21 protein-coding genes are annotated in these 19,751 nt (G+C 72.3%); 10 read left to right on the top strand and 11 right to left on the bottom strand.

Features of this window, described 5'->3' with window-relative positions:
* Nucleotides 1-70: 70 nt before the first annotated feature.
* The 5 genes from ACWD5F_RS27390 (at nt 71) to ACWD5F_RS27370 (ending at nt 4,854) form a co-directional block, all read left to right on the top strand.
* Entirely contained in the window at nt 71-1,063 is a 993-nt protein-coding gene (locus ACWD5F_RS27390) for a DEDDh family exonuclease (RefSeq protein ID WP_451258208.1), read from the top strand.
* Nucleotides 1,064-1,143: 80 nt separating this feature from the next.
* On the top strand, nt 1,144-1,377 hold the full coding sequence (locus ACWD5F_RS27385; protein ID WP_324973319.1) for a hypothetical protein: 234 nt from the start codon (nt 1,144-1,146) through the stop codon (nt 1,375-1,377).
* Nucleotides 1,378-1,425: 48 nt separating this feature from the next.
* Nucleotides 1,426-2,217, top strand: coding sequence for an SURF1 family cytochrome oxidase biogenesis protein (locus ACWD5F_RS27380; RefSeq protein WP_451258207.1), 792 nt, complete (start codon nt 1,426-1,428; stop codon nt 2,215-2,217).
* 88 nt (nt 2,218-2,305) lie between these two features.
* Entirely contained in the window at nt 2,306-4,093 is a 1,788-nt protein-coding gene (locus ACWD5F_RS27375; RefSeq protein ID WP_451258205.1) for a glycoside hydrolase family 15 protein, read from the top strand.
* Between the two features lie 5 nt (nt 4,094-4,098).
* On the top strand, nt 4,099-4,854 hold the full coding sequence (locus tag ACWD5F_RS27370) for an SDR family oxidoreductase (protein ID WP_401727907.1): 756 nt from the start codon (nt 4,099-4,101) through the stop codon (nt 4,852-4,854).
* Nucleotides 4,855-5,374: 520 nt separating this feature from the next.
* On the opposite strand, the gene amaP is transcribed toward ACWD5F_RS27370, so the two are convergent.
* From amaP to ACWD5F_RS27345, 5 genes are read right to left on the bottom strand one after another with little or no spacing between them, the layout of a single operon-like run.
* A complete protein-coding gene (amaP, locus tag ACWD5F_RS27365; protein WP_451258203.1) occupies nt 5,375-5,962 on the bottom strand; it encodes an alkaline shock response membrane anchor protein AmaP in 588 nt (195 codons plus the stop codon).
* Nucleotides 5,959-6,663 carry a DUF6286 domain-containing protein gene (locus ACWD5F_RS27360; RefSeq protein WP_451258201.1) on the bottom strand — a complete coding sequence of 235 codons (705 nt, stop codon included), beginning with the start codon at nt 6,661-6,663 and terminating at the stop codon, nt 5,959-5,961. Before ACWD5F_RS27360 ends, amaP begins: the two co-directional genes overlap by 4 nt.
* Nucleotides 6,660-7,031 (bottom strand): Asp23/Gls24 family envelope stress response protein, encoded by a 372-nt coding sequence (locus ACWD5F_RS27355; RefSeq protein WP_451258199.1) that lies wholly within the window; start codon nt 7,029-7,031, stop codon nt 6,660-6,662. Before ACWD5F_RS27355 ends, ACWD5F_RS27360 begins: the two co-directional genes overlap by 4 nt.
* Nucleotides 7,032-7,036: 5 nt before the next feature.
* Nucleotides 7,037-7,222 carry a hypothetical protein gene (locus ACWD5F_RS27350; RefSeq protein ID WP_124002412.1) on the bottom strand — a complete coding sequence of 62 codons (186 nt, stop codon included), beginning with the start codon at nt 7,220-7,222 and terminating at the stop codon, nt 7,037-7,039.
* A 28-nt stretch (nt 7,223-7,250) separates the two neighbouring features.
* A complete protein-coding gene (locus tag ACWD5F_RS27345; RefSeq protein WP_124002411.1) occupies nt 7,251-7,730 on the bottom strand; it encodes an Asp23/Gls24 family envelope stress response protein in 480 nt (159 codons plus the stop codon).
* Nucleotides 7,731-7,817: 87 nt separating this feature from the next.
* Between ACWD5F_RS27345 and ACWD5F_RS27340 the strand changes: the two genes are divergently transcribed.
* Nucleotides 7,818-8,525: a nucleopolyhedrovirus P10 family protein gene (locus ACWD5F_RS27340; protein WP_451258196.1), complete on the top strand. Its 708-nt coding sequence runs from the start codon at nt 7,818-7,820 to the stop codon at nt 8,523-8,525.
* Between the two features lie 13 nt (nt 8,526-8,538).
* Here ACWD5F_RS27340 and ACWD5F_RS27335 read toward each other — a convergent pair whose 3' ends face one another.
* The 3 genes from ACWD5F_RS27335 to ACWD5F_RS27325 form a co-directional block, all read right to left on the bottom strand.
* Complete coding sequence (locus ACWD5F_RS27335) at nt 8,539-9,342, bottom strand: enoyl-CoA hydratase/isomerase family protein (RefSeq protein ID WP_451258194.1); 804 nt, start codon at nt 9,340-9,342, stop codon at nt 8,539-8,541.
* Nucleotides 9,343-9,463: 121 nt separating this feature from the next.
* Nucleotides 9,464-9,685, bottom strand: a complete 222-nt coding sequence (locus ACWD5F_RS27330; RefSeq protein ID WP_018533414.1) for a helix-turn-helix domain-containing protein — start codon at nt 9,683-9,685, stop codon at nt 9,464-9,466.
* 362 nt (nt 9,686-10,047) lie between these two features.
* On the bottom strand, nt 10,048-11,646 hold the full coding sequence (locus ACWD5F_RS27325; protein WP_401727911.1) for an ABC-F family ATP-binding cassette domain-containing protein: 1,599 nt from the start codon (nt 11,644-11,646) through the stop codon (nt 10,048-10,050).
* A gap of 346 nt (nt 11,647-11,992) precedes the next feature.
* Here ACWD5F_RS27325 and ypfJ point away from each other — a divergent pair, with 346 nt between their 5' ends.
* Entirely contained in the window at nt 11,993-12,883 is an 891-nt protein-coding gene (ypfJ, locus tag ACWD5F_RS27320; protein WP_451258192.1) for a KPN_02809 family neutral zinc metallopeptidase, read from the top strand.
* Between the two features lie 97 nt (nt 12,884-12,980).
* Complete coding sequence (locus ACWD5F_RS27315; protein ID WP_451258190.1) at nt 12,981-13,394, top strand: VOC family protein; 414 nt, start codon at nt 12,981-12,983, stop codon at nt 13,392-13,394.
* 22 nt (nt 13,395-13,416) lie between these two features.
* Here ACWD5F_RS27315 and ACWD5F_RS27310 read toward each other — a convergent pair whose 3' ends face one another.
* The 3 genes from ACWD5F_RS27310 to ACWD5F_RS27300 form a co-directional block, all read right to left on the bottom strand.
* Nucleotides 13,417-14,757, bottom strand: a complete 1,341-nt coding sequence (locus ACWD5F_RS27310) for a hypothetical protein (protein WP_451258188.1) — start codon at nt 14,755-14,757, stop codon at nt 13,417-13,419.
* Nucleotides 14,758-15,281: 524 nt separating this feature from the next.
* The gene (locus ACWD5F_RS27305) at nt 15,282-16,409 is read right to left on the bottom strand and encodes an alpha/beta hydrolase family protein (RefSeq protein ID WP_451258186.1); all 1,128 of its coding nucleotides are present in this window, start codon (nt 16,407-16,409) and stop codon (nt 15,282-15,284) included.
* A 183-nt stretch (nt 16,410-16,592) separates the two neighbouring features.
* Entirely contained in the window at nt 16,593-17,324 is a 732-nt protein-coding gene (locus ACWD5F_RS27300; protein WP_451258184.1) for a class II aldolase/adducin family protein, read from the bottom strand.
* A gap of 195 nt (nt 17,325-17,519) precedes the next feature.
* On the opposite strand from ACWD5F_RS27300, the gene ACWD5F_RS27295 reads away from it, so the two are divergent.
* Together ACWD5F_RS27295 and ACWD5F_RS27290 are read left to right on the top strand one after the other, a co-directional pair.
* Nucleotides 17,520-18,350 (top strand): lysozyme, encoded by an 831-nt coding sequence (locus ACWD5F_RS27295; RefSeq protein WP_451258182.1) that lies wholly within the window; start codon nt 17,520-17,522, stop codon nt 18,348-18,350.
* Between the two features lie 153 nt (nt 18,351-18,503).
* Nucleotides 18,504-19,751, top strand: a complete 1,248-nt coding sequence (locus tag ACWD5F_RS27290) for an anion permease (protein ID WP_451258180.1) — start codon at nt 18,504-18,506, stop codon at nt 19,749-19,751.

Below are 19,751 nucleotides of genomic sequence, written 5' to 3'. Positions count from 1 at the left end.
GCCCGGCACGGGAGCTGACGGACAGGGGGCCGGACGGGAGTGTCAGTCGCGGCCCGTATCCTCAGGGACCATGCTCGATGACCAGACGACCGCAGTGTCCTCTCCCACTTCGTGGCCGTCCTCGTATCCCCAGGGGTACGCGGTGGTCGACGTGGAGACCACGGGCCTCGCCCGGGACGACCGGATAATCTCCGCGGCCGTCTACCGGCTGGACGCGCGCGGCGAGGTCGAGGACCACTGGTACACGCTGGTCAATCCGGAGCGCGACCCGGGCCCGGTGTGGATCCACGGTCTGACGAGTGACGTCCTGGAGGGCGCGCCCCTCTTCGAGGACATCGCCGAGGAGTTCTCGACCCGCCTGGAGGGCCGGGTGCTCGTCGCGCACAACGCGGTCTTCGACTGGCAGATGATCGCCCGGGAGTACGCGCGTGCCCGGCGCGAGGCGCCGGTGCGGCAGCGGCTGTGCACGATCGTGCTCTCCAAGGAGCTGCGGCTGCCGCTGCCCAACCACAAGCTGGCGACGCTGGCCGAGCACTTCGGCGTCGTGCAGCGGCGGGCGCACCACGCGCTGGACGACGCGCGCGTGCTGGCGGAGGCGTTCCGGCCGAGCCTGCTGGCCGCGGCGGCGGAGGGCGTACGGCTGCCGTTGCACGAGTGCCGGCCGCTGACCGAGTGGACGGACCGGCCCGCGGCGGTGATCGGGCAGCAGTCGGGCGGCGGGTACGGCAGCTATCGGCCGACCAGTTGGCGCCCCGCGCGCAGGCGGCCCGCGTGCCCGTATCCCAACCCCGGCCGTTACGAGGACGGCAAGCCGCTCAAGCAGGGCATGCGGGTGGCGTTCTCCGGGGACACGTCGGTCGAGCGCGACCTGCTGGAGGACCGCGCGGTCGAGGCGGGGCTGCACGTCGCCACGAGCCTGTCCCGGCTGACCAGCCTGCTCGTCACGAACGACCCGGACTCGGGCACCTCGAAGGTGGTCAAGGCCCGGCAGTTCGGCACGCCGGTCGTCGACGAGGCGGCGTTCGGACAGCTGCTGCGGGACGTCGAGGACGCCGACGGGTGAGCCGTACGGACGGGTGATTGCCGTGCGACGCGCCCGGCGCCCGCTCGCCCGCGGGGCGGTGACGGCTCACCCTGTGGCGCATGGCGAGATGTGAAGTGTGCGGCAATGACTACGGCATGTCCTTCGAGGTGCACGCGCAGGGCGCGATCCACGTCTTCGACTGCTTCTCCTGTGCGATCCATCGCATGGCGCCGATCTGCGAGCACTGTCGGGTGCAGATCATCGGGCAGGGCGTCGAGGTCGAGGGCCACTGGTACTGCGGCGGCCACTGCGCCCGCGCCGAGGGGAGGGCCGGCATCGTCGACAAGGTCTGACCACACCCCTGCGAAAGCACCCCGCGGCCCGAGTTGTACGGTCGTGGGGTGTACCGCTTCCTGATGTCCCGGCAGTGGGTGATCCTCACCCTGATCGCCCTGCTCCTGATCCCCACGATGATCAGGCTGGGCATCTGGCAGATGCACCGCTACGAGATGCGCACCGCCCGCAACGACCTCGTCTCGCACGCCCTGCACGCCGAACCGGTCCCGGTGGAGCGGGTGACCACCGCCGGCCACGCGGTGACCCGCGACGAGAAGTACCGCACCGTCACCGCGACCGGCACCTTCGACACCGACGACGAGGTCGTCGTGCGGCGGCGCACCAACTCCGACGACGAGGTCGGCTTCCACGTCCTGACCCCGTTCGTCCTCACCGACGGCAAGGTGCTGCTGGTCAACCGCGGCTGGATCCCGGCGACCGCGAGCCAGACCGCCTACCCCAAGGTGCCCGCGCCGCCCAAGGGCCAGGTCACCGTCAAGGGACGGCTGATGGCCGACGAGACGACCGCGGCCAGCGGCATCAAGGACCTCAAGGGCCTGCCTGACCGCCAGATCATGCTGATCAACAGCGAGGAACAGGCCCGTCGGCTCGGCAAGGTGGTGCTCGGCGGCTACATCCAGCAGACCGGGCCCGCGCCGAAGGGCGGCAGCCCGGAGCAGATCTCCGACCCGGGCAGCGAGGACGCCCCGCTGAACTACGCGTACATGATCCAGTGGTGGCTGTTCGCCGCGGCCGTCCCGGTGGGCTGGTGGTTCCTGGTCCGCCGCGAGGTCCGTGACCGCGCGGAGGCGGCGGCCAAGGAGAGTGTCCCGGAGGCGGAGCCCGCGGCGGTGTAGCCGCCCGCTGCGGTGCAGCCGCGGGATGTGTCACTCCCCCGGCCCTCCACCTTGATTGCCGCACCCTCCGGCCGGGAACCCGCACCCCGTGCACCCCCGTATCGAGGATTACGCGCTCATCGGCGACGAGCAGACCGCCGCCCTCATCGGCAGGGACGGCTCGGTCGACTGGCTGTGTCTGCCCCGCTTCGACTCGGCCGCCTGTTTCGCCAGACTGCTCGGCGACGAGGACAACGGCCACTGGCGCGTCGCCCCCAAGGACGCCGACGGCGCCTGCACCCGGCGCGCCTACCGTCCCGGCACGCTCGTCCTGGACACCGAATGGGAGACCGACGAGGGGACGGTCCGCGTCACCGACCTGATGCCACAGCGCGACCGCGCCCCCGACCTCGTACGCATCGTCGAGGGTGTCAGCGGGCGTGTGACCATGCGCAGCACCCTGCGGCTGCGCTTCGACTACGGCTCGGTCATGCCGTGGGTGCGCAAGGTGCACGGCCATCGGGTGGCCGTCGCGGGGCCGGACTCGGCGTGGCTGCGCAGCGAACCGTCGGTGCGGACCTGGGGCGAGGACTTCAGCACGGTGTCGGAGTTCACCGTCGAGGAGGGCGAGCAGGTCGCGTTCGTCCTCACCTGGCACCCCTCGCACGAGCACCGCCCGGACCTGGTCGACCCGTACGAGGCGCTGCGCGTCAGTGTCGAGGACTGGCAGGCCTGGGCCGACCGCTGCCGCTACGACGGCCCCCACCGGGACGTCGTACTGCGCTCCCTGATCACCCTCAAGGCCCTGACGTACCGGCCGACCGGCGGCATCGTCGCCGCCCCGACCACCTCCCTGCCCGAGGAGCTGGGCGGGGTCCGCAACTGGGACTACCGGTTCTGCTGGCTGCGCGACTCCACGCTCACGCTGGGCGCGCTGCTGTCGGCCGGCTACCAGGAGGAGGCCGAGGCCTGGCGGAAGTGGCTGCTGCGCGCGGTCGCGGGCGACCCGGCGGATCTACAGATCATGTACGGCCTGGCGGGCGAGCGCCGGCTGCCCGAGTTCGAGCTGCCGTGGCTGTCCGGGTTCGGCGCCTCGGCACCCGTACGCATCGGCAACGGGGCGGTCGACCAGCTCCAGTTGGACGTGTACGGCGAGGTGATGGACTCACTGTGGCTGGCCCGGCACGCGGGTCTGACCACGAAGCCGCACATGTGGGCGCTCCAGCGGACCCTGATGGAGTTTCTGGAGACCGCGTGGCGCCAGCCCGACGAGGGGCTGTGGGAGGTGCGCGGCGGGCGGCGCCACTTCGTGCACTCCAAGGTGATGGTGTGGGTGGCCGCCGACCGCGCCGTGCGCACGCTGGAGGAGAACCCGGACCTGCCCGGCGACCTGGACGGCTGGCGCGCGATGCGGGACGAGGTCCACCGCGAGGTGTGCGAGAAGGGCTACGACCCGGCGCGGAACACGTTCACGCAGTCCTACGGTTCCGTCGAACTCGACGCCTCGCTCCTGCTCATCCCCCGCGTCGGCTTCCTGCCGCCCGACGACCCGCGCGTGATCGGCACCGTGGACGCGGTCCGCGCGGAGCTGGGCCACGACGGCTTCATGCGCCGCTACAGCGCCGAGGAGTCCCCGGTCGACGGCCTGCCGGGCGGCGAGGGCACCTTCCTGGTGTGCTCGTTCTGGCTCGCGGACGCGCTGCATCTGACGGGCCGTACGAAGGAGGCGCGCGAGCTGTTCGAACGGCTGGTGGGGCTCGCCAACGACGTGGGGCTGCTGGCCGAGGAGTACGACCCCGCCTCCGGCCGCCTGCTCGGCAACTTCCCGCAGGCCTTCAGCCACATCGGTCTGGTGAGCACCGCCCTCGCTCTGTTCGGGGCGGAGGGGGCAGGATAGGGGCCATGGATCTTGGACTGAAGGACCGGGTGTACGTCGTCACCGGGGCCACCCGCGGCCTCGGCAACGCGACCGCGCGCGAGCTCGTCGCGGACGGCGCGAAGGTGGTCGTCACCGGGCGGGACGAGAAGCGGGCCGCCGACGCGGCGGCCGAACTGGGGCCCGACGCGGCCGGGGTGGGCGTCGACAACTCGGAGCCGGACGCGGCCGAGCGCCTGATCGCGTTCGCGCGGGAGCGGTTCGGACGCTTCGACGGAATCCTCATCAGCGTGGGCGGACCGCCGGCCGGCTTCGTCGCCGACACCACGGACGAGCAGTGGCAGTCGGCGTTCGAGTCGGTGTTCCTGGGCGCGGTCCGGCTGGCCCGGGCCGCCGCCGCGGAGCTGCCGGAGGGCGGTGTCATCGGGTTCGTGCTGTCCACGTCGGTGCACGAGCCGATTCCGGGACTGACGATCTCCAACGCGCTGCGGCCGGGTCTCGCCGGTTTCGCGAAGTCGCTCGCGGACGAGCTGGGACCGCGGGGCATCCGGGTCGTGGGGCTGCTGCCGGCCCGTATCGACACGGACCGCGTGCGCGAGCTGGACGGCCTGTCGGCGGACCCGGTGGCGACCAGAGCCGCCAACGAGTCACGGATTCCGCTGCGCCGGTACGGACGCCCCGAGGAGTTCGGCCGGGCCGCCGCGTTCTTCCTGTCGCCGGCCGCTTCCTATCTGACCGGCGTCATGCTGCCGGTGGACGGGGGCATGCGACACGGCTTCTGAGCACCGCACGCCCGCCCTGCGAGTCCGCGTGAGGCCGGTACGGGGGCGTGGGTCCGTGCACGGTGGCCAAGGGCGTGGGCAGCGCCCGCCGCGGCATGCTGTCGGTGGACCGGGTCACGCCCTGCGGCACGGCTTCCGAGTGCCGCAGGCCCTGCGAGACCGCGTGGGCACGTGAAGGTGGTGCGGGGGCCGGGCCGGTGCACAGTCGCCAAGTGCTTGGGCAGCGCCGGCCGCGTCACGCCGCCGGTGGACCGGGGCACGCACCGCGGCACGGCTTCTAGTGCCGCACGCCCTGCGAGCCCGCGTGAGGCCGGCGCGGGGGCGCGGGCCGATGCACGGTGGCCAAGTGCTTGGGCAGCGCCGGCCGCGTCACGCCGCTGGTGGACCGGGGCACGCCCCACGGCACGGCTTCTAGTGCCGCACGCCCTGCGAGCCCGCGTGAAGGCGGTGCGGGGGCGCGGCTCGGTGGCGTAGGCGGCGGCCGGTCGTCGGTGGCGTGGCCGGCCGGCCCGCGGCTGCCTCAACTGACGCGTTCCGCCCGGTGTTTGACCGCGCTGAGGCGGACCTCGGTCGGCAGTTTCGTCAGTCCCGCCGAGTTGCGGGCGTGGGTCAGGGCCTCGTCCGTGAGGTGGTGCAGGGCGGTCGCCGGGTCCACGTGCGGCTCGAGGAGGAGCTGTACGCGGGCCTGGGGCGCCGTCCGGGTGCCCGTGAGGTGGACATGGGCGTGGGCCACGCCGTCCGGGGCGCCCGCGTCGCCCGCGAGCACGCTCTCCAGGGCCCGGCCGCGCAGCAGCGCGCCCTCGCCGTCGCCGGTGTCGACGAGGACCTCGGCGAGCCGGTGGCGGCGCAGGTTGGCGGTGATCCACCACAGGGCCAGCAGTACGAGGACGGCGAGCACGGCGATGACGGTCGGCCACCACCAGCCGGAGTCCCGCCAGCGGGTGCGGTCGGCGTCGCTGAGCAGCACGTCGTGCCGGCCGTCGTGGATCCACCAGGACGGCGGACGCACGCCCAGTCCGACGGCGAGCACGGAGCCGCCGAGGACGACCAGGACGAGACCGACCAGTCCGACGAGTACGCGGTTGACGATCCTGAGCATCGCGGTCATCCCTTCTTCCCGGGGCGCCGGACATGGACCGACAGGAGCGGCGGGCGGGCCAGCCCCAGACCCTTGACCGCCTCGTCGAGGGCGGTGTCCAGGTCGTCCTGCACCTCGTCCAGTTCACGGAAGTGGGAGACGGCGTGGACGTCCGCGCGGGTACGGCGCACACGCACGCGTGCCGACTGGACGCCGGCGACCTCCATGGCGCGGTCGCGCAGCACCAGGGCGGCGGCGTTGCGGTGCAGTCCGGCGCTCACGTCGGTGTGCGCGCGCCGCATCGGCAGCACCGCGCGCAGGCCGGGTGTGGCGGCGAGGACGATCAGCCAGAGGCCGAGGACCGCGGCGACGCCGGCGCCGACGAGCACCGCGGTGTCGTCCAGCGGCCGTTCGGCGAGCTGGCGGGCGAGTTCGCGACGCCAGTGCATGGCGGGCCGGTCCGCGCGGACGGCCGCGACGTCGTAGAGGAAGAGGCCGGTCACGGCGAGGAGGAGCAGGGCGACGAGGGTCGCGGGGACGCGCCGCGCCGACCAGAAGCGGCCCTGTCCGCCGCCCTTGACGTCGACCTCCCTGCCCGTGTCCTCGCCCTCGGGCAGGGGTGGTGGCCAGTGATCGGCCGTCGAACCGTCGCCCTCGGTGCCGGGTGCCTTCTCGATCACCGGCAGCCGCTGTGTGGTTCCTTCGCCCTCGAAGCCCTGAGGCTCGCTCATCGCGTCCTCCCCTGTCCCACGCCGTGGGGTGTCGGATGCAGCCGTTCCACGTGCACGGCGACCTCGGGCACCTCCATGTCCACCAACGCGACTACCCGCTCGACCACGTTGTGACGCACATCCGCGCATCGGGTCCCGATGTCGCTCGGATAGTCGAGTTCGACGTGCACGCGTACGTGGGCGACGTTCTGGCGGACCACGACGGTGGCGTGCGGGGACACGGCGTCGGGCGGCAGCGGGCCGATGGCCTCGCGGGCCGCCTGGGCGGCGATCTTCGAGACCACCCGGTCGGCGATCCGGGTCGCCCCGCGCTCACCGGGCGGGACGGCCGCCCGTCCGCTGCCGACGGACTCGGTCCCCGCGCCCATGGACGTCACCGCCGCCGGTCGTCACGCGTGCGGAAGAAGTCCCCGATCTCCAGGTCCCCCTCCAGGAACCGGCCGACGACGAAACCGATCGCGCCCAGGGCGGCCACCAGGAGGAAGGCCCCGAAGCCGCCGAAGTACCCGGCGAATCCCAGTGCCATCCCGGCGATCATGCCCACCACGGCCATGCTCATGGTGTTCTCCTCCGCTCATTCGCCCCCGTCACTGGATCCGGGGCTCCGGCTCGTCGTCCTCTTCGTCCGGCAGCTTCACGTCGCTCACGGCGATGTTGACCTCGACGACCTCGAGACCGGTCATCCGCTCCACCGCGGCGACCACGTTCTCCCGCACGGCCCGCGCGACGTCCGCGATCGACACGCCGTACTCGACGACGATCTCCAGATCGAGCGCGGTCTGCACCTCGCCGACCTCGGCCTTCACCCCGCGGCTCACCGATTTGGAACCACCGGGCACCCGGTCGCGCACCGCCCCGAAGGTCCGGCTGAGCCCGCTGCCCATCGCGTGGACGCCCAGGACGTCCCGCGCGGCGAGCCCGGCGATCTTCTCCACCACGCCGTCGGCGATCGTCGTCCGCCCGCGCGAGCCCGGATCCCCGCCACCCCGCTTGGTGGGCTTACGGGTCTGCACCTGGCCCGAGTTCTCCCCGGCCTGCACCCGGGCCTGCTCCGTCATGTCGGTCATGGCCGTACGTCCCTTCCGGTCATCGTCCTTGAACCACCGTATGTGGGGTTGCCCCACCGCGCCCCGGGGATGCGGCAGGCTGGGGCAATGACGGCGGATCAGTGGGCGCACGCGGTACGGCATCGGCTCGGACTCGGCAGACTGCTGCCCCTCGGCGGCCCGCGCGACGGCGCGTGGATCACGGAGGAGGCGGCCGGGTCGGTGCTGCGGCACGCGGCCGGAGGCCTGCGCGGGGTACGGCTTGAGGGGCTGCGGATCGCGCTCGCCGATCCGGACAAGGCGTACGACAGTGCCGTACCGGCGCCGCCGAGCGCGCTGCCGACCGGTCCGCTGCGGGTGACGGCGGAGTTCGCGGCCACGGCGGCCGAGGCGCTGCCGACGGCGGCGGACCGGCTGCGGGAGACGCTGACGACCGCGGCGACGCAGCGGCTCGGTCTGACGGTCGTGGAGGTGGATCTGCGGGTCACGGCCCTGCTGGACGAGGATCCGGAGCCCGCGCCGGCGCCGGAACCGTCCGTGCCGGCGGCACCTGAGCCCTCGGGCGGTGACGAGGAACGGGCGGCCGCGGCCGCCCTGGCCGTCGCGGGCGTGGTCCGGCTGACGCGGGGCCTGGGCCGGGCGGTGCACATCGAGGAGCGGCAGGGAGAAGGGGCGCTGGCACACCGCCACGTGCGCGTGGAGATCGCCGTGCGCACGGACCGCAGGGCGCTTGAGGTGGCCCTTGAGGTCCGTGCGGCGGTGTCCGGGGCGCTGCCCGGTCACCCGACGGTGGCGGTACTGGTGACGGCGGCCTGAGCCCCGTCCGCGGCTACTCGCCGAGTCCTGCGAGGTCCCGCAGCCGGCGTGCCTGTGCGGCCCGCTCGGCGGCGCGCTGGTCGTCGTAGGACCGGCCGTGCGCCCCGCGCAGCAGCGCCTTGGTCTCGATGACGGCGTCCCGGGGTGCGGCCAGGAGAGCGGACGCCAGGTCCTTGACGGCGGCGTCGAGCTGGTCGCCGGGCACGGCGAGGTTGGCGAGCCCGATATTGACGGACTCCTCGGCCAGTACGGCCCGTCCGGTCGCGCAGATCTCCAGCGCGCGGGCGTAGCCGACCAGGCTGAGCAACGGGTACGTGCCGGTCAGGTCCGGCACCAGGCCGAGGCTGGTCTCGCGCATGGCGAACTGCACGTCGTCGGCGACGACGCGCAGGTCACAGGCGAGGGCGAGCTGGAAGCCCGCGCCGATGGCATGTCCCTGCACAGCGGCGATGGACACGATGTCGCTCCGCCGCCACCAGGTGAAGCCTTCCTGGAACTCGGCGATGCTCGCGTCGAGTTCGCCGTCGGCACTGCGCGCAAGGTCGACGAACGTCGGCTCGCCCTCGATGCCTTCCGGCGTGAACATCTGCCGGTCGAGGCCGGCGGAGAAGGAGCGGCCCTCGGCACGCAGCACCACGACCCGGACCGACCCCGGCAGCTGCCGTCCGGCTTCGGCGAACGCGCGCCACATGGCGGGGCTCTGCGCGTTGCGCTTGGCCGGGTTGGTCAGCGACACCGTGGCGATCGCGTCGTCGACGGTGAGCCGTACGCCGTCCTTGTCGAGTACAGGACCGAGGTCCTGGGCGGGCGAAGCCATGCGAGCCTCCGATGAGTGCGGTCAACAGAGCAAACTACTAGCTAAGTGACTGCACAGTAACCACCCGGTCGGTCAGCCGACCGACCGGGTGGTCACCATCGGAGCGATGGACCGCCCGGAGTCAGGACGCGGCGGCTTTTTTGCCTCGTGTCGCTCCGCCACGCCCACGAAGCGTGACGCCCGACTCACTGAGCATCCGGTGCACGAAGCCATACGAGCGGCCGGTCTCTTCGGCCAGCGCCCGAATGCTCGCACCGGAGTCGTACTTCTTCTTCAGGTCTGCCGCGAGCTTGTCGCGCGCGGCGCCGGTTACCCGGCTGCCCTTCTTCAGAGTCTCGGCCACCCGTGCCTCCTCATGGGAAGTGCGCTCTGGTCTCCTCATGATCACCCCTCCCGGGCTTCATGGCCACCCATTCGGCAAGGTCCGTGAGACAGGGTTTTGACGACAGGAGTACGTCCACACAAGAGGAATCTGTGATTCCACACAGAGGCGTTCGTTCCGCCGAACGGGTTATTTCGCGAAGTGCCAGGTCAGGGACGTGCGACGGCCGAGCCCTTGTCGATAAAGGACTCGGCCGCAAAATCGATGTAGGACACACTTCGGTACGAGGAGATCTCACACAGATGGTGGATCACCGATCGGCCGAATGATCCATACGCAGTGGATCACGCCTCCGGGAAGCCGGTTCGATCAAGCCGCTGCGATCAGGCCAGGGCGACCAGGTCCGCGTAATCGGCACCCCAGAGGTCCTCGACACCGTCCGGCAGCAGGATGATCCGCTCCGGCTGCAGCGCCTCGACCGCGCCCTCGTCGTGGGTGACGAGGACGACGGCGCCCTTGTAGGTGCGCAGCGCGCCCAGGATCTCCTCGCGGGAGGCGGGGTCGAGGTTGTTCGTCGGCTCGTCGAGGAGCAGGACGTTCGCGGACGACACCACCAGGGTGGCGAGCGCGAGCCGGGTCTTCTCGCCGCCGGACAGGACACCGGCGGGCTTGTCGACGTCGTCGCCGGAGAACAGGAACGAGCCGAGGGTCTTGCGGACCTCGACCAGGTCCAGGTCGGGGGCGGCGGAGCGCATGTTCTCCAGGACCGTGCGCTCGGGGTCGAGGGTCTCGTGCTCCTGCGCGTAGTAGCCGAGCTTGAGGCCGTGGCCCTCGATGACCTCGCCGGTGTCCGGCTTCTCGGCGCCGCCGAGGAGCTTCAGGAGGGTCGTCTTGCCGGCGCCGTTCAGACCGAGGATGACGACGCGCGAGCCCTTGTCGATGGCCAGGTCGACGTCGGTGAAGATCTCCAGGGAGCCGTACGACTTCGACAGGCCCTCCGCCATGAGCGGGGTCTTGCCGCAGGGCGAGGGCTCCGGGAAGCGCAGCTTGGCGACCTTGTCGGAGACGCGGACCGCATCAAGGCCGGCGAGCAGCCGGTCGGCGCGCTTGGCCATGTTCTGCGCGGCGACCGTCTTGGTGGCCTTGGCGCGCATCTTGTCGGCCTGCGAGTGCAGGGCGGCGGCCTTCTTCTCGGCGTTCTGCCGCTCGCGCTTGCGGCGCTTCTCGTCGGCCTCGCGCTGCTGCTGGTAGAGCTTCCAGCCCATGTTGTAGTAGTCGATCTGGGAGCGGTTGGCGTCCAGATAGAACACCTTGTTCACGACGGTCTCGACGAGGTCGGTGTCGTGGGAGATCACGATGAAGCCGCCGCGGTACGTCTTCAGGTAGTCGCGCAGCCAGACGATCGAGTCGGCGTCGAGGTGGTTCGTCGGCTCGTCCAGGAGCAGCGTGTCCGCGTCGGAGAACAGGATGCGGGCCAGCTCGATACGGCGGCGCTGACCGCCGGAGAGCGTATGGAGCGGCTGGCCGAGGACCCGGTCGGGCAGGTTCAGCGCGGCGGCGATGGTGGCGGCCTCGGCCTCGGCGGAGTAGCCGCCCTTGGTGAGGAACTCCGTCTCCTGGCGCTCGTACTGGCGCAGCGCCTTCTCGCGGGTGGCGCCGCTGCCGTTGGCGATGCGCTGTTCGTTCTCCCGCATCTTGCGGATCAGGGTGTCCAGGCCGCGGGCGGAGAGGATGCGGTCGCGGGCGAGCACGTCGAGGTCGCCGGTACGGGGGTCCTGGGGGAGGTAGCCGACCTCGCCGGAGCGGGTGACGGTGCCCCCGGCCGGGGTGCCCTCGCCTGCCAGGACCTTGGTCAGCGTGGTCTTGCCGGCGCCGTTGCGCCCGACCAGACCGATGCGGTCGCCCTTGGCGATACGGAAGGTGGCGGACTCGATGAGGACGCGGGCACCGGCTCGCAGCTCGATACCGGAGGCGGAGATCACGGACAGACTCCAGGGCGGGAAGAGGTTGACGGTGGACGGCTGAGGACGTTCCCGCCGTCTAATGCGCGAGGAGAATGGCCATGAGACAAGTCTAACGGGGCCGTGCAAGCGCTTTTTCTGCGTGCGGGTGTTCGGGCCGCTTCCGCGGTGGCTCGTCGGCATCCGCGCAGGGTGTCGGCGACGACCGGCACGCACGCGTGACGTACGGCACGCATCAGGCGTGCCGTCGGGACGCCTCCCGGCCGGTTGGACGCGTCCCCCGTTCGGCCGCGGGCCCGGCGCCGGGGGCGAGGGGGCGGGCGAGGATGGCGGCAGGGGGACGACGCAGGCAGAGGGTGGTGCCCCCGTGCAGTTCGACGACGACGCCCAGCTGGACACCTCCGAGGTGCAGGACGTGCGCGGCAGCCGGATCCCGGGCGGCCGGGCGACCGTGGGCGGCGGGCTCGCCGGTCTGATCGCGCTGATCCTCGGGCTCTTCCTCGGGGTCGGTCCCGACAACCTCGGGCTCTCCTCCGGCTCCGACCAGCCCGCGGCGACCGCGTCCTCGCTCGCGCAGGTCCAGCAGACCTGCCGTAGCGGGCAGGACGCGAACACCAAGGACGACTGCCGGATGGTGGCGGTGGTCAACAGCGTGCAGGACTTCTGGGACCAGGAGTTCACGCGGCGCAGCGCCCGGTACACGCGCTCCCCCACGGTCTTCTTCAGCCGGCAGGTCGGGACCGCGTGCGGGACGGCGACCAGCGCGGTCGGGCCGTTCTACTGCCCCGGCGACCGGAAGGTCTATCTGGACCTGGGGTTCTTCGACGAACTGCGGTCGAAGTTCGGCGCGAGCGGCGGTGCGTTCGCGCAGGCGTATGTCGTGGCGCACGAGTACGGGCACCACGTCCAGGACCTGATGGGCACGCTGAGCCGGTCGCAGGACGGGCGGACGGGCGCCGACAGCAACGCGGTGCGGGTGGAGCTGCAGGCCGACTGCTACGCCGGGGTGTGGGCGCACCACGCGACCACGACCAACGACGAGTCGACCGGGCGGCCGCTGATCACCAGCCTCACCGACGCCGACATCCGGGACGGGCTGGACGCGGCGGCGGCCGTCGGCGACGACCGGATCCAGGAGCGGTTCCAGGGCCGGGTGACGCCGGAGACGTGGACGCACGGGTCGGCGCAGCAGCGGCAGCAGTGGTTCGACCAGGGGTACCGGAGCGGGGACATGGCGCGGTGCAACACGTTCCGCTGAGCCGGCGTTCTCCCAAGTCGGGCGTCGTTGTCAGTGGTCGCTGCGAGACTCGGTCGTGGCAGGTGCTTCCGGTGCCGGCCACGAAGGGGTGATCGGCATGGCAGGGACGAGCGGCGGACGTCCGAGCATGTACCCGACGCTGTTGTACGTCGACGCGAAGGCGGCGATCAAGCAGCTCACGCAGGCTCTCGGCTTCACCGAGCTGTCGGTGTACGAGGGCGAGGACGGCACGGTGCTGCACGCCGAACTGGTGCAGGGCAACGGCGTCGTGATGGTCGGTTCCAAGGGCCGCGGTGGTGTCTTCGACGCGGCGATGAAGGACGCGGGCCCGTGCGGGGTGTACGTCGTCGTGGACGACGTCGACGTACACCACCAGCGGGCCGTGGACCACGGCGTGGAGATCCTGATGCCCCCGACGGACCAGGACTACGGCTCCCGGGACTACATGGCCCGTGACGCCGAGGGCAACGTCTGGAGCTTCGGCACGTACGCCCCGGAGATACCGGCCTGAGGGCGGCTCTCCGCCGGGTTGCCTAGTTCCCCCCGGTGTGGACCTGGAAGGCGGCCCGGCGCACCGCCTTGGCCAGTGCGGGGTCGGGGTGGGCGGCGGCCAGCGCGACCAGGACCTGCACGGTGCGGGGGTGGCCGACGGCGCGTACCTCGTCGAGGAGCATGGGGACGGTCGGCTGCACCGCGGACTCCAGGTGCCGCACCAGCATCGGCGCCTCGCCGTGGTCGGCGACGGCGGCGGCCGTGTCGACCCACAGCCAGGTGGCCTCTTCGCGGGTGAGCACCTCGTGGGCGTCCTCGGGGTCGATGCCGTCGTGCTCGGCGAGCCACAGCAGGGCGTAGGGGCGCAGGGTCGGCTCGTCGGCCACGGAGCGGACGTCGGGCTCGGCGGGGGCGCCGACCACCCGGATTGCTTCGAAGGCGAGGCCGCGCAGCAGGGCGTCGTCGCCACGGGCGGCACCGAGCAGCTCGGTGACGGCGCCGCCGACGGGGCGGGCGGCGAGCCACGCGCGGTACTCGGCGCGGGCCGCGTTGGGGCGCAGCTGGGCACAGCCGCGGAGCATCTCCTCGGCGGCGACCTCGATGTTGCCCGCGGGGCTCTGCGCGGCGACGCAGATCTGCTCCAGCTTGACCCAGACCGCCCAGCTGCCGAGCGGGGTGAGCGTGGCCTGCCCGGTCCCGTAGGTGAGCGCACCGACGGAGGCGAGCGCGTGCAGGGCCCAGTCGAGGAGGGGGGCGAGGGGGGTGTCGGTCGGGCTCTCGGTGGAGGCGCCGTCCGGTCTGTCGGTGGGCGCTGACGGATCGGCCAGGGCCGCGGAGTCCGCGGAATCCTCAAGGCCCGTCGACGTCGACTGCTCGACCGGCTCCCGCTGCGGCCCGTACGGGACCTCGCAGCGTTCGGTGCGCAGTTCGGTGACGCGCTGTTCCAGGAGGTCGAGGAGCTGGTCCATCGGGACGGGGCCGGCGGAGAGCTGGAGGAAGGAGAGCACCTGGGGCATCGCCGAGACGACCTCGGCCACGGCGGCGGGCTCGTGTTCCGGGGCTTCCGGGTGGGCGAGCGACCAGGCGTCGAAGAGGGCGACCCAGCCGCGCAGTACGGCGCTGTCGTCGCGGTCCCAAGCGCGTAGCCGCCAGCCGGGGCGCGCGCTGTCGCCGTGCACCTCGACGAGGCCGGCCAGACGGGCGGTGTCCCAGTCGGCGCGGACCTGGTGCACGGTCAGGCCCAGTTCCTCGGCCGCGCGTTCGGCGGTGGACTCGGAGAGCGTGGCCTTGCCGTCGGCGGTGGCACTGTCGCTGCCCGGTCCGAGGGCGGTGTCGGCCCAGCGGGCCAGGCGGGCCGCGGCGGCCAGACCGGAGCGAGCCATTCTGGCCAGCTCGGCGGGGGCCGGTGTGCCCTCCGGGGGGCGGGGCGCGGGGCGGCGGGTGGGCCGCTGGTTCACAGCTCGGGGGGCGGCGGCCAGGGGTCGGGGGCGGACGAGTCGAAGCCTGGAGTCGCGCGGGATACGGGACGTCACGGGTGCAGTCTTCCGGTTGACGGTCGGAAAACCCAAACGGAATGTCACCGCGGGCGACGGGGAGGGCCAAGGCACGGGGTCCGGCGAGCCGCTCAGGGCCGAGAACCGGCCAGTGGTACGGCCTTAAACGGAATGATGGGGACCGGGGTGAAGCCGTCGCCGTGAACCGGGTGACACAGCCGAGGAGAGCGGCCGAGTAGAGCGGGCGCCGGCCGGGCGCGGCGGCTTGCGTCGGCGGGGGGGGGCGGGAGGTGGTGTGGCGGCGCATCAGTGGGGGCGGCGGGGTTGGGCAACGCCGCCAGCGTCTCTCCGGCTGAGCACGGACGCAGTACTCGCCTCACGCCAGCGGAGGCTCAACCCGTCCGGGCCGGCCGTCACATCAGCGGTGTGAGGAATCGGCGCAGTGTCTCCTCGTAGGACCTCGGGTCGGCGTTCCACATCGCGGCGTGCGGGGCGTGGTGGACCGGGTGGAGGGTCACCAGGTCGGGGCGGGCGTCGGCGAGGCGGCGGGAGTGGGTCCAGGGGGCCAGGGTGTCGTCCGGGCCGTGCAGGATCAGGGTCGGGACGGTGAGCTGCGCGGCGTCGGCGGTCTCCGCGGTGGGATCGCCCCGCAGGCCGGTGCGGCCCTGGGCGGCGCGGACCGCGAGCGGCAGCAGCGCGCCCGGCGTGTGCCGGGCCGAGGCGAGGGCGCGCAGCGTGGCCGGCCAGCTGAGCACCGGGGAGTCCAGCACGAGCCCGGAGACACGGTCGCGCAGTCCAGAGCGGGCGACCGCGCGAAGAGCCATGGTGGCGCCGGTGGACCAGCCGTACAGGACGACCTTCGACGCGCCCTGGCGCACGGCGTGCCGGATCGCCGCGTCCAGGTCGCGCCACTCGGTCTCGCCGAGGTGGTTCAGCCCGTCCGGGGAGCGGGGCGCGCCGGGATCGCCGCGGTAGGCGAGGTCCAGGACCGGGAACTGCTGGCGGTGCAGGAACTCCATGACGTTCATGGGGTGTTCGCGGGTCGCCCCGAGGCCGTGCACCGTGATCACCCAGGTGTCCCGCACGCCGGGCACGAACCAGGCGGGCAGCGCGCCGAGTTCGCCGGTGACCTCGACGTCGGCGTGGTCGAGGCCGAGCGCGGTGCCGGGGTCGCCGACGTGCACGTTCGGGGTGAGCCAGACCTTGTCGCCGGGTTCGAGGGTGCCGTGCGTGACGCGTTCCAGGCGGCGTACGACGGTGTCGGCGGTGTGGGTGGCGCTGTCGAGGACGGGGCCGACGACCGCGTGGCTGTCGTCGCCGGCCAGGCCGTAGGTACCGGGGCGCAGGGAGGCCAGGGCCCGGGTCAGGGCGATCTGGCCGGCCGCCGTGGCATGCACGGTGAGCCGGGGTTCGGTGGGCAGCGGTCTGCCCGGCGGCGCCTTGAGCGCGGCGTCGCTCGCGAACCGGCCGGCCGCGACGGACGCTGCGCCGGCGGCCAGGGCTACGGTGACGGCAGCGGCCGTTGCTTTGACTGTGCGCACCCGTCCAGTGTCCTGGCGGAGCCGGTCACCGGCCAGCCGGAAGGAGGGACGGGTGACATCTCCTGCGAGCCGGTCGCTCTCACGAGGAGGCTCGGTCTCGGCTTCAGCCGCAGGCTCATGACCACCCCCGGCCCCAGCCTCAGCCCCAGCCCCAGCCCCAGCCCCAGCCCCACAGTCGCCGTTTCACCCCCGCTGCCCATACCCCCGCAGCCTCTCCCCCACCTCCGCCAGCTGCTCCCCCGTGAGGAGCGTCGGTGACAGGCCCGGTACCGAGGACGCCGTCAGCCACAGGCGGCACATCCACTCCAGTTGGGCCGTGCGGTCGTAGGCCTGGTCGAGGGTCGTGCCGTGGGTGACCGTGCCGTGGTTCTGGAGGAGGCAGCCGGAGCGGTCGGTGAGGGCGCGGAGCATGTTCTCGGCCAACTCGTCGGTGCCGTATGCCGCATAAGTCGCGACTCGGACCGGTCCGCCGAGGGCCGCGGCCATGTAGTGGATCACCGGGAGTTCGGGGACGAGCGTCGAGACGGCCGTCGCGTGCACGGCGTGCGTGTGGACGACGGCGTGCGCGTCGGTCGTGCGGTACACGGCGAGGTGCATCGGCAGTTCGCTGGTCGGGATCAGGGTGCCGAGAACCTGCCGGCCGTCGAGGTCGACGCCGGTCACGTCGTCCGGCGTCAGCCGGTCGTAGGGCACGCCCGACGGTGTGACCAGCACGGTGTCGCCGACGCGCACCGAGACGTTGCCGGAGGTGCCGACGACCAGACCCTCGGACACCGTGCGGCGGGCCGTCGCGACCAGCGCCTCCCAGGCTTCGGCCTCATCCGCGTGCACGGCTCTCCCCCACGCCTCCGGCACGCCCTGCGCACCGCCCCGTTCGTCCCGCCCGCCGCGCCCGTCCCGCCTCTGCTCAGCCATGGCGCGATCCTGCCAGCCGCGCCCCTCGGCCGCCGCCGGGTCGGGGCACTTTAGGGCGGAACTCGCACCTCCGGAAGATCGCCTATGCGGACATACCTCTTACGGGTCGCGCTTGGCCGGGGAGCGCCGAGCGCACGGGGATCTTCCAGTAATCTCCGGGTGTTTTGTCTGCACGTCGCCATTCCGGGGGGACATATGGCCCGTGACCACACACCGTTCCGCGCGCCCGTCCGCACGCCCTTCCGCGCGCCCTCTCACGCACCTCTCCACGCACCTCTCCACGCACCGCTCCGCGCGCCCCACCACCGCCGCAGCCGCCTGATCGCGGCCTGCGTGGCCGCGCTGGCCGTCGGGGGCAGCCTGCTCGCCGAGGTTCCCGCCTCCGCCGCGAGCCTGCCGAAGGGGCACGACGTCTCCTCGCACCAGAGGAACGTCGACTGGGCCGGCGCGAAGGCCAAGGGCGCCAAGTTCGTCTACATCAAGGCGACCGAGTCGACGACCTATCAGAACCCCTACTTCGGCCGGCAGTACGACGGTGCGCGCGACGCCGGCATCATCCGCGGGGCGTACCACTTCGCGCTGCCGAACAAGTCGTCGGGCAAGGCGCAGGCGGCGTACTTCGTGCGGCACGGCGGCGCCTGGACGGCGGACGGCAGGACGCTGCCGCCCGCGCTCGACATCGAGTACAACCCGTACGACTCCAAGAAGAGGTGCTACGGACTGAGCAAGGCGGCCATGGTCGGCTGGATCAAGTCGTTCAGCGCCGAGGTGCGGCGGCTGACCGGGCGCCTGCCGGTGATCTACACGACCGCGCACTGGTGGAACCTGTGCACCGGCGGCAGCGACGCGCTTGCCGCGAACCCGCTGTGGATCGCCCGCCACGACTCCGCGGACACGGGAGCGCTGCCGGCCGGATGGTCGTACTGGACCTTCTGGCAGTACGACAACAGCGGCAGCCTGCCGGGTGATCAGAATCTCTTCAACGGGACCCGGACCCAGCTGAAGAGGTTCGCCCGGGGCTACTGAGCCATGGGGCGCGGGGGTCGTCGAGGTCGCCGGGACGGATCGGTGCGGCGACCCCCCGTTTCATACACCACCAAGCCCCCCTCAGTTCACTTTCCGTTCATTCAGGTTGCCTACGTTCAAAGGACCGATGACCTCGAACGATTGCCTGGGTAAATGGAAAACTTCTCGCTGATCCTCGCGATTGTGGTCGTAACCGCTCTCGCGTTCGATTTTACGAACGGTTTTCACGACACCGCCAACGCGATGGCCACCACCATCTCGACCGGTGCGCTCAAGCCCAAGGTGGCGGTGGCGATGTCCGCCGCGCTCAACCTGGTGGGCGCCTTCCTCTCCGTGGAGGTCGCCAACACGATCTCCAAGGGTCTCGTCGACGAGACCGGCATCCGTCCCGAGGTCATCTTCGCCGCCCTGGTCGGCGCGATCCTGTGGAACCTGGTGACCTGGCTCGTCGGACTGCCGTCCAGTTCCTCGCACGCCCTGATGGGCGGTCTGATCGGCGCCACCATCGCCTCGGCCGGCACCGGTGCGGTGCACGGCGACGCGCTCGTCACCAAGGTGCTGCTGCCGGCGGTCGCCGCCCCGATCGTGGCCGGTGTCGCCGCGCTGCTCGCGACCCGCCTGTCCTACCGGCTCGGCAGGAAGGCCGACGGCAAGGCCGCCGCGAAGGGCTACCGCGCCGGCCAGATCGCCTCCGCCGGACTGGTCTCGCTGGCCCACGGCACCAACGACGCGCAGAAGACGATGGGCATCATCACCCTCGCCCTGGTCGCCGGCGGCGCCGTGGCCCCCGACTCCGACCCGCCCACCTGGGTCATCCTCTCCGCCGGTCTCGCCATCGCGCTGGGCACCTACCTCGGCGGCTGGCGGATCATCCGCACCATGGGCAAGGGCCTGACCGAGCTTCAGCCGCAGCAGGGCTTCGCCGCCCAGACCAGCGCGGCGACCGCCATCCTGGCCTCCTCGCACCTCGGCTTCTCCCTCTCCACCACGCACGTCGTCTCCGGCTCGGTGATGGGCGCGGGCCTCGGCCGCAAGGGCGGGGTGGTCCGCTGGTCGACGGCGACCCGCATGTTCGTCGCCTGGGGCCTGACCCTGCCGGCCGCCGCCCTGGTGGGCGCGCTCGCCGAGTCCGTCACCGACCTCGGCGACTGGGGCACGGCGGTCGTCGCCGTCTTCCTGATCGCCTCCAGCGCGGCCATCTGGAAGCTCTCCCGCCGCGAGGTCGTCGACCACAGCAACGTCAACGAGACCGAGGAGCCGCCCGGCGTGGTGACCACGGCGATCGCCGCCGTGACCCCGCCTCCCGCGGGCCCGGTCACCGACGACCTGACGGCCACCATCCCGGCGCCCGCGGCCCCCGCGGCCGATCCGGCCGCCCCGTCGGCCGCCCCCGCTCTCTGA

This window comes from Streptomyces sp. NPDC002499, assembly GCF_053595415.1.
The sequence above is the reverse complement of the archived record's forward strand: the minus strand, read 5'-3'. Positions and strand labels throughout refer to the sequence as shown.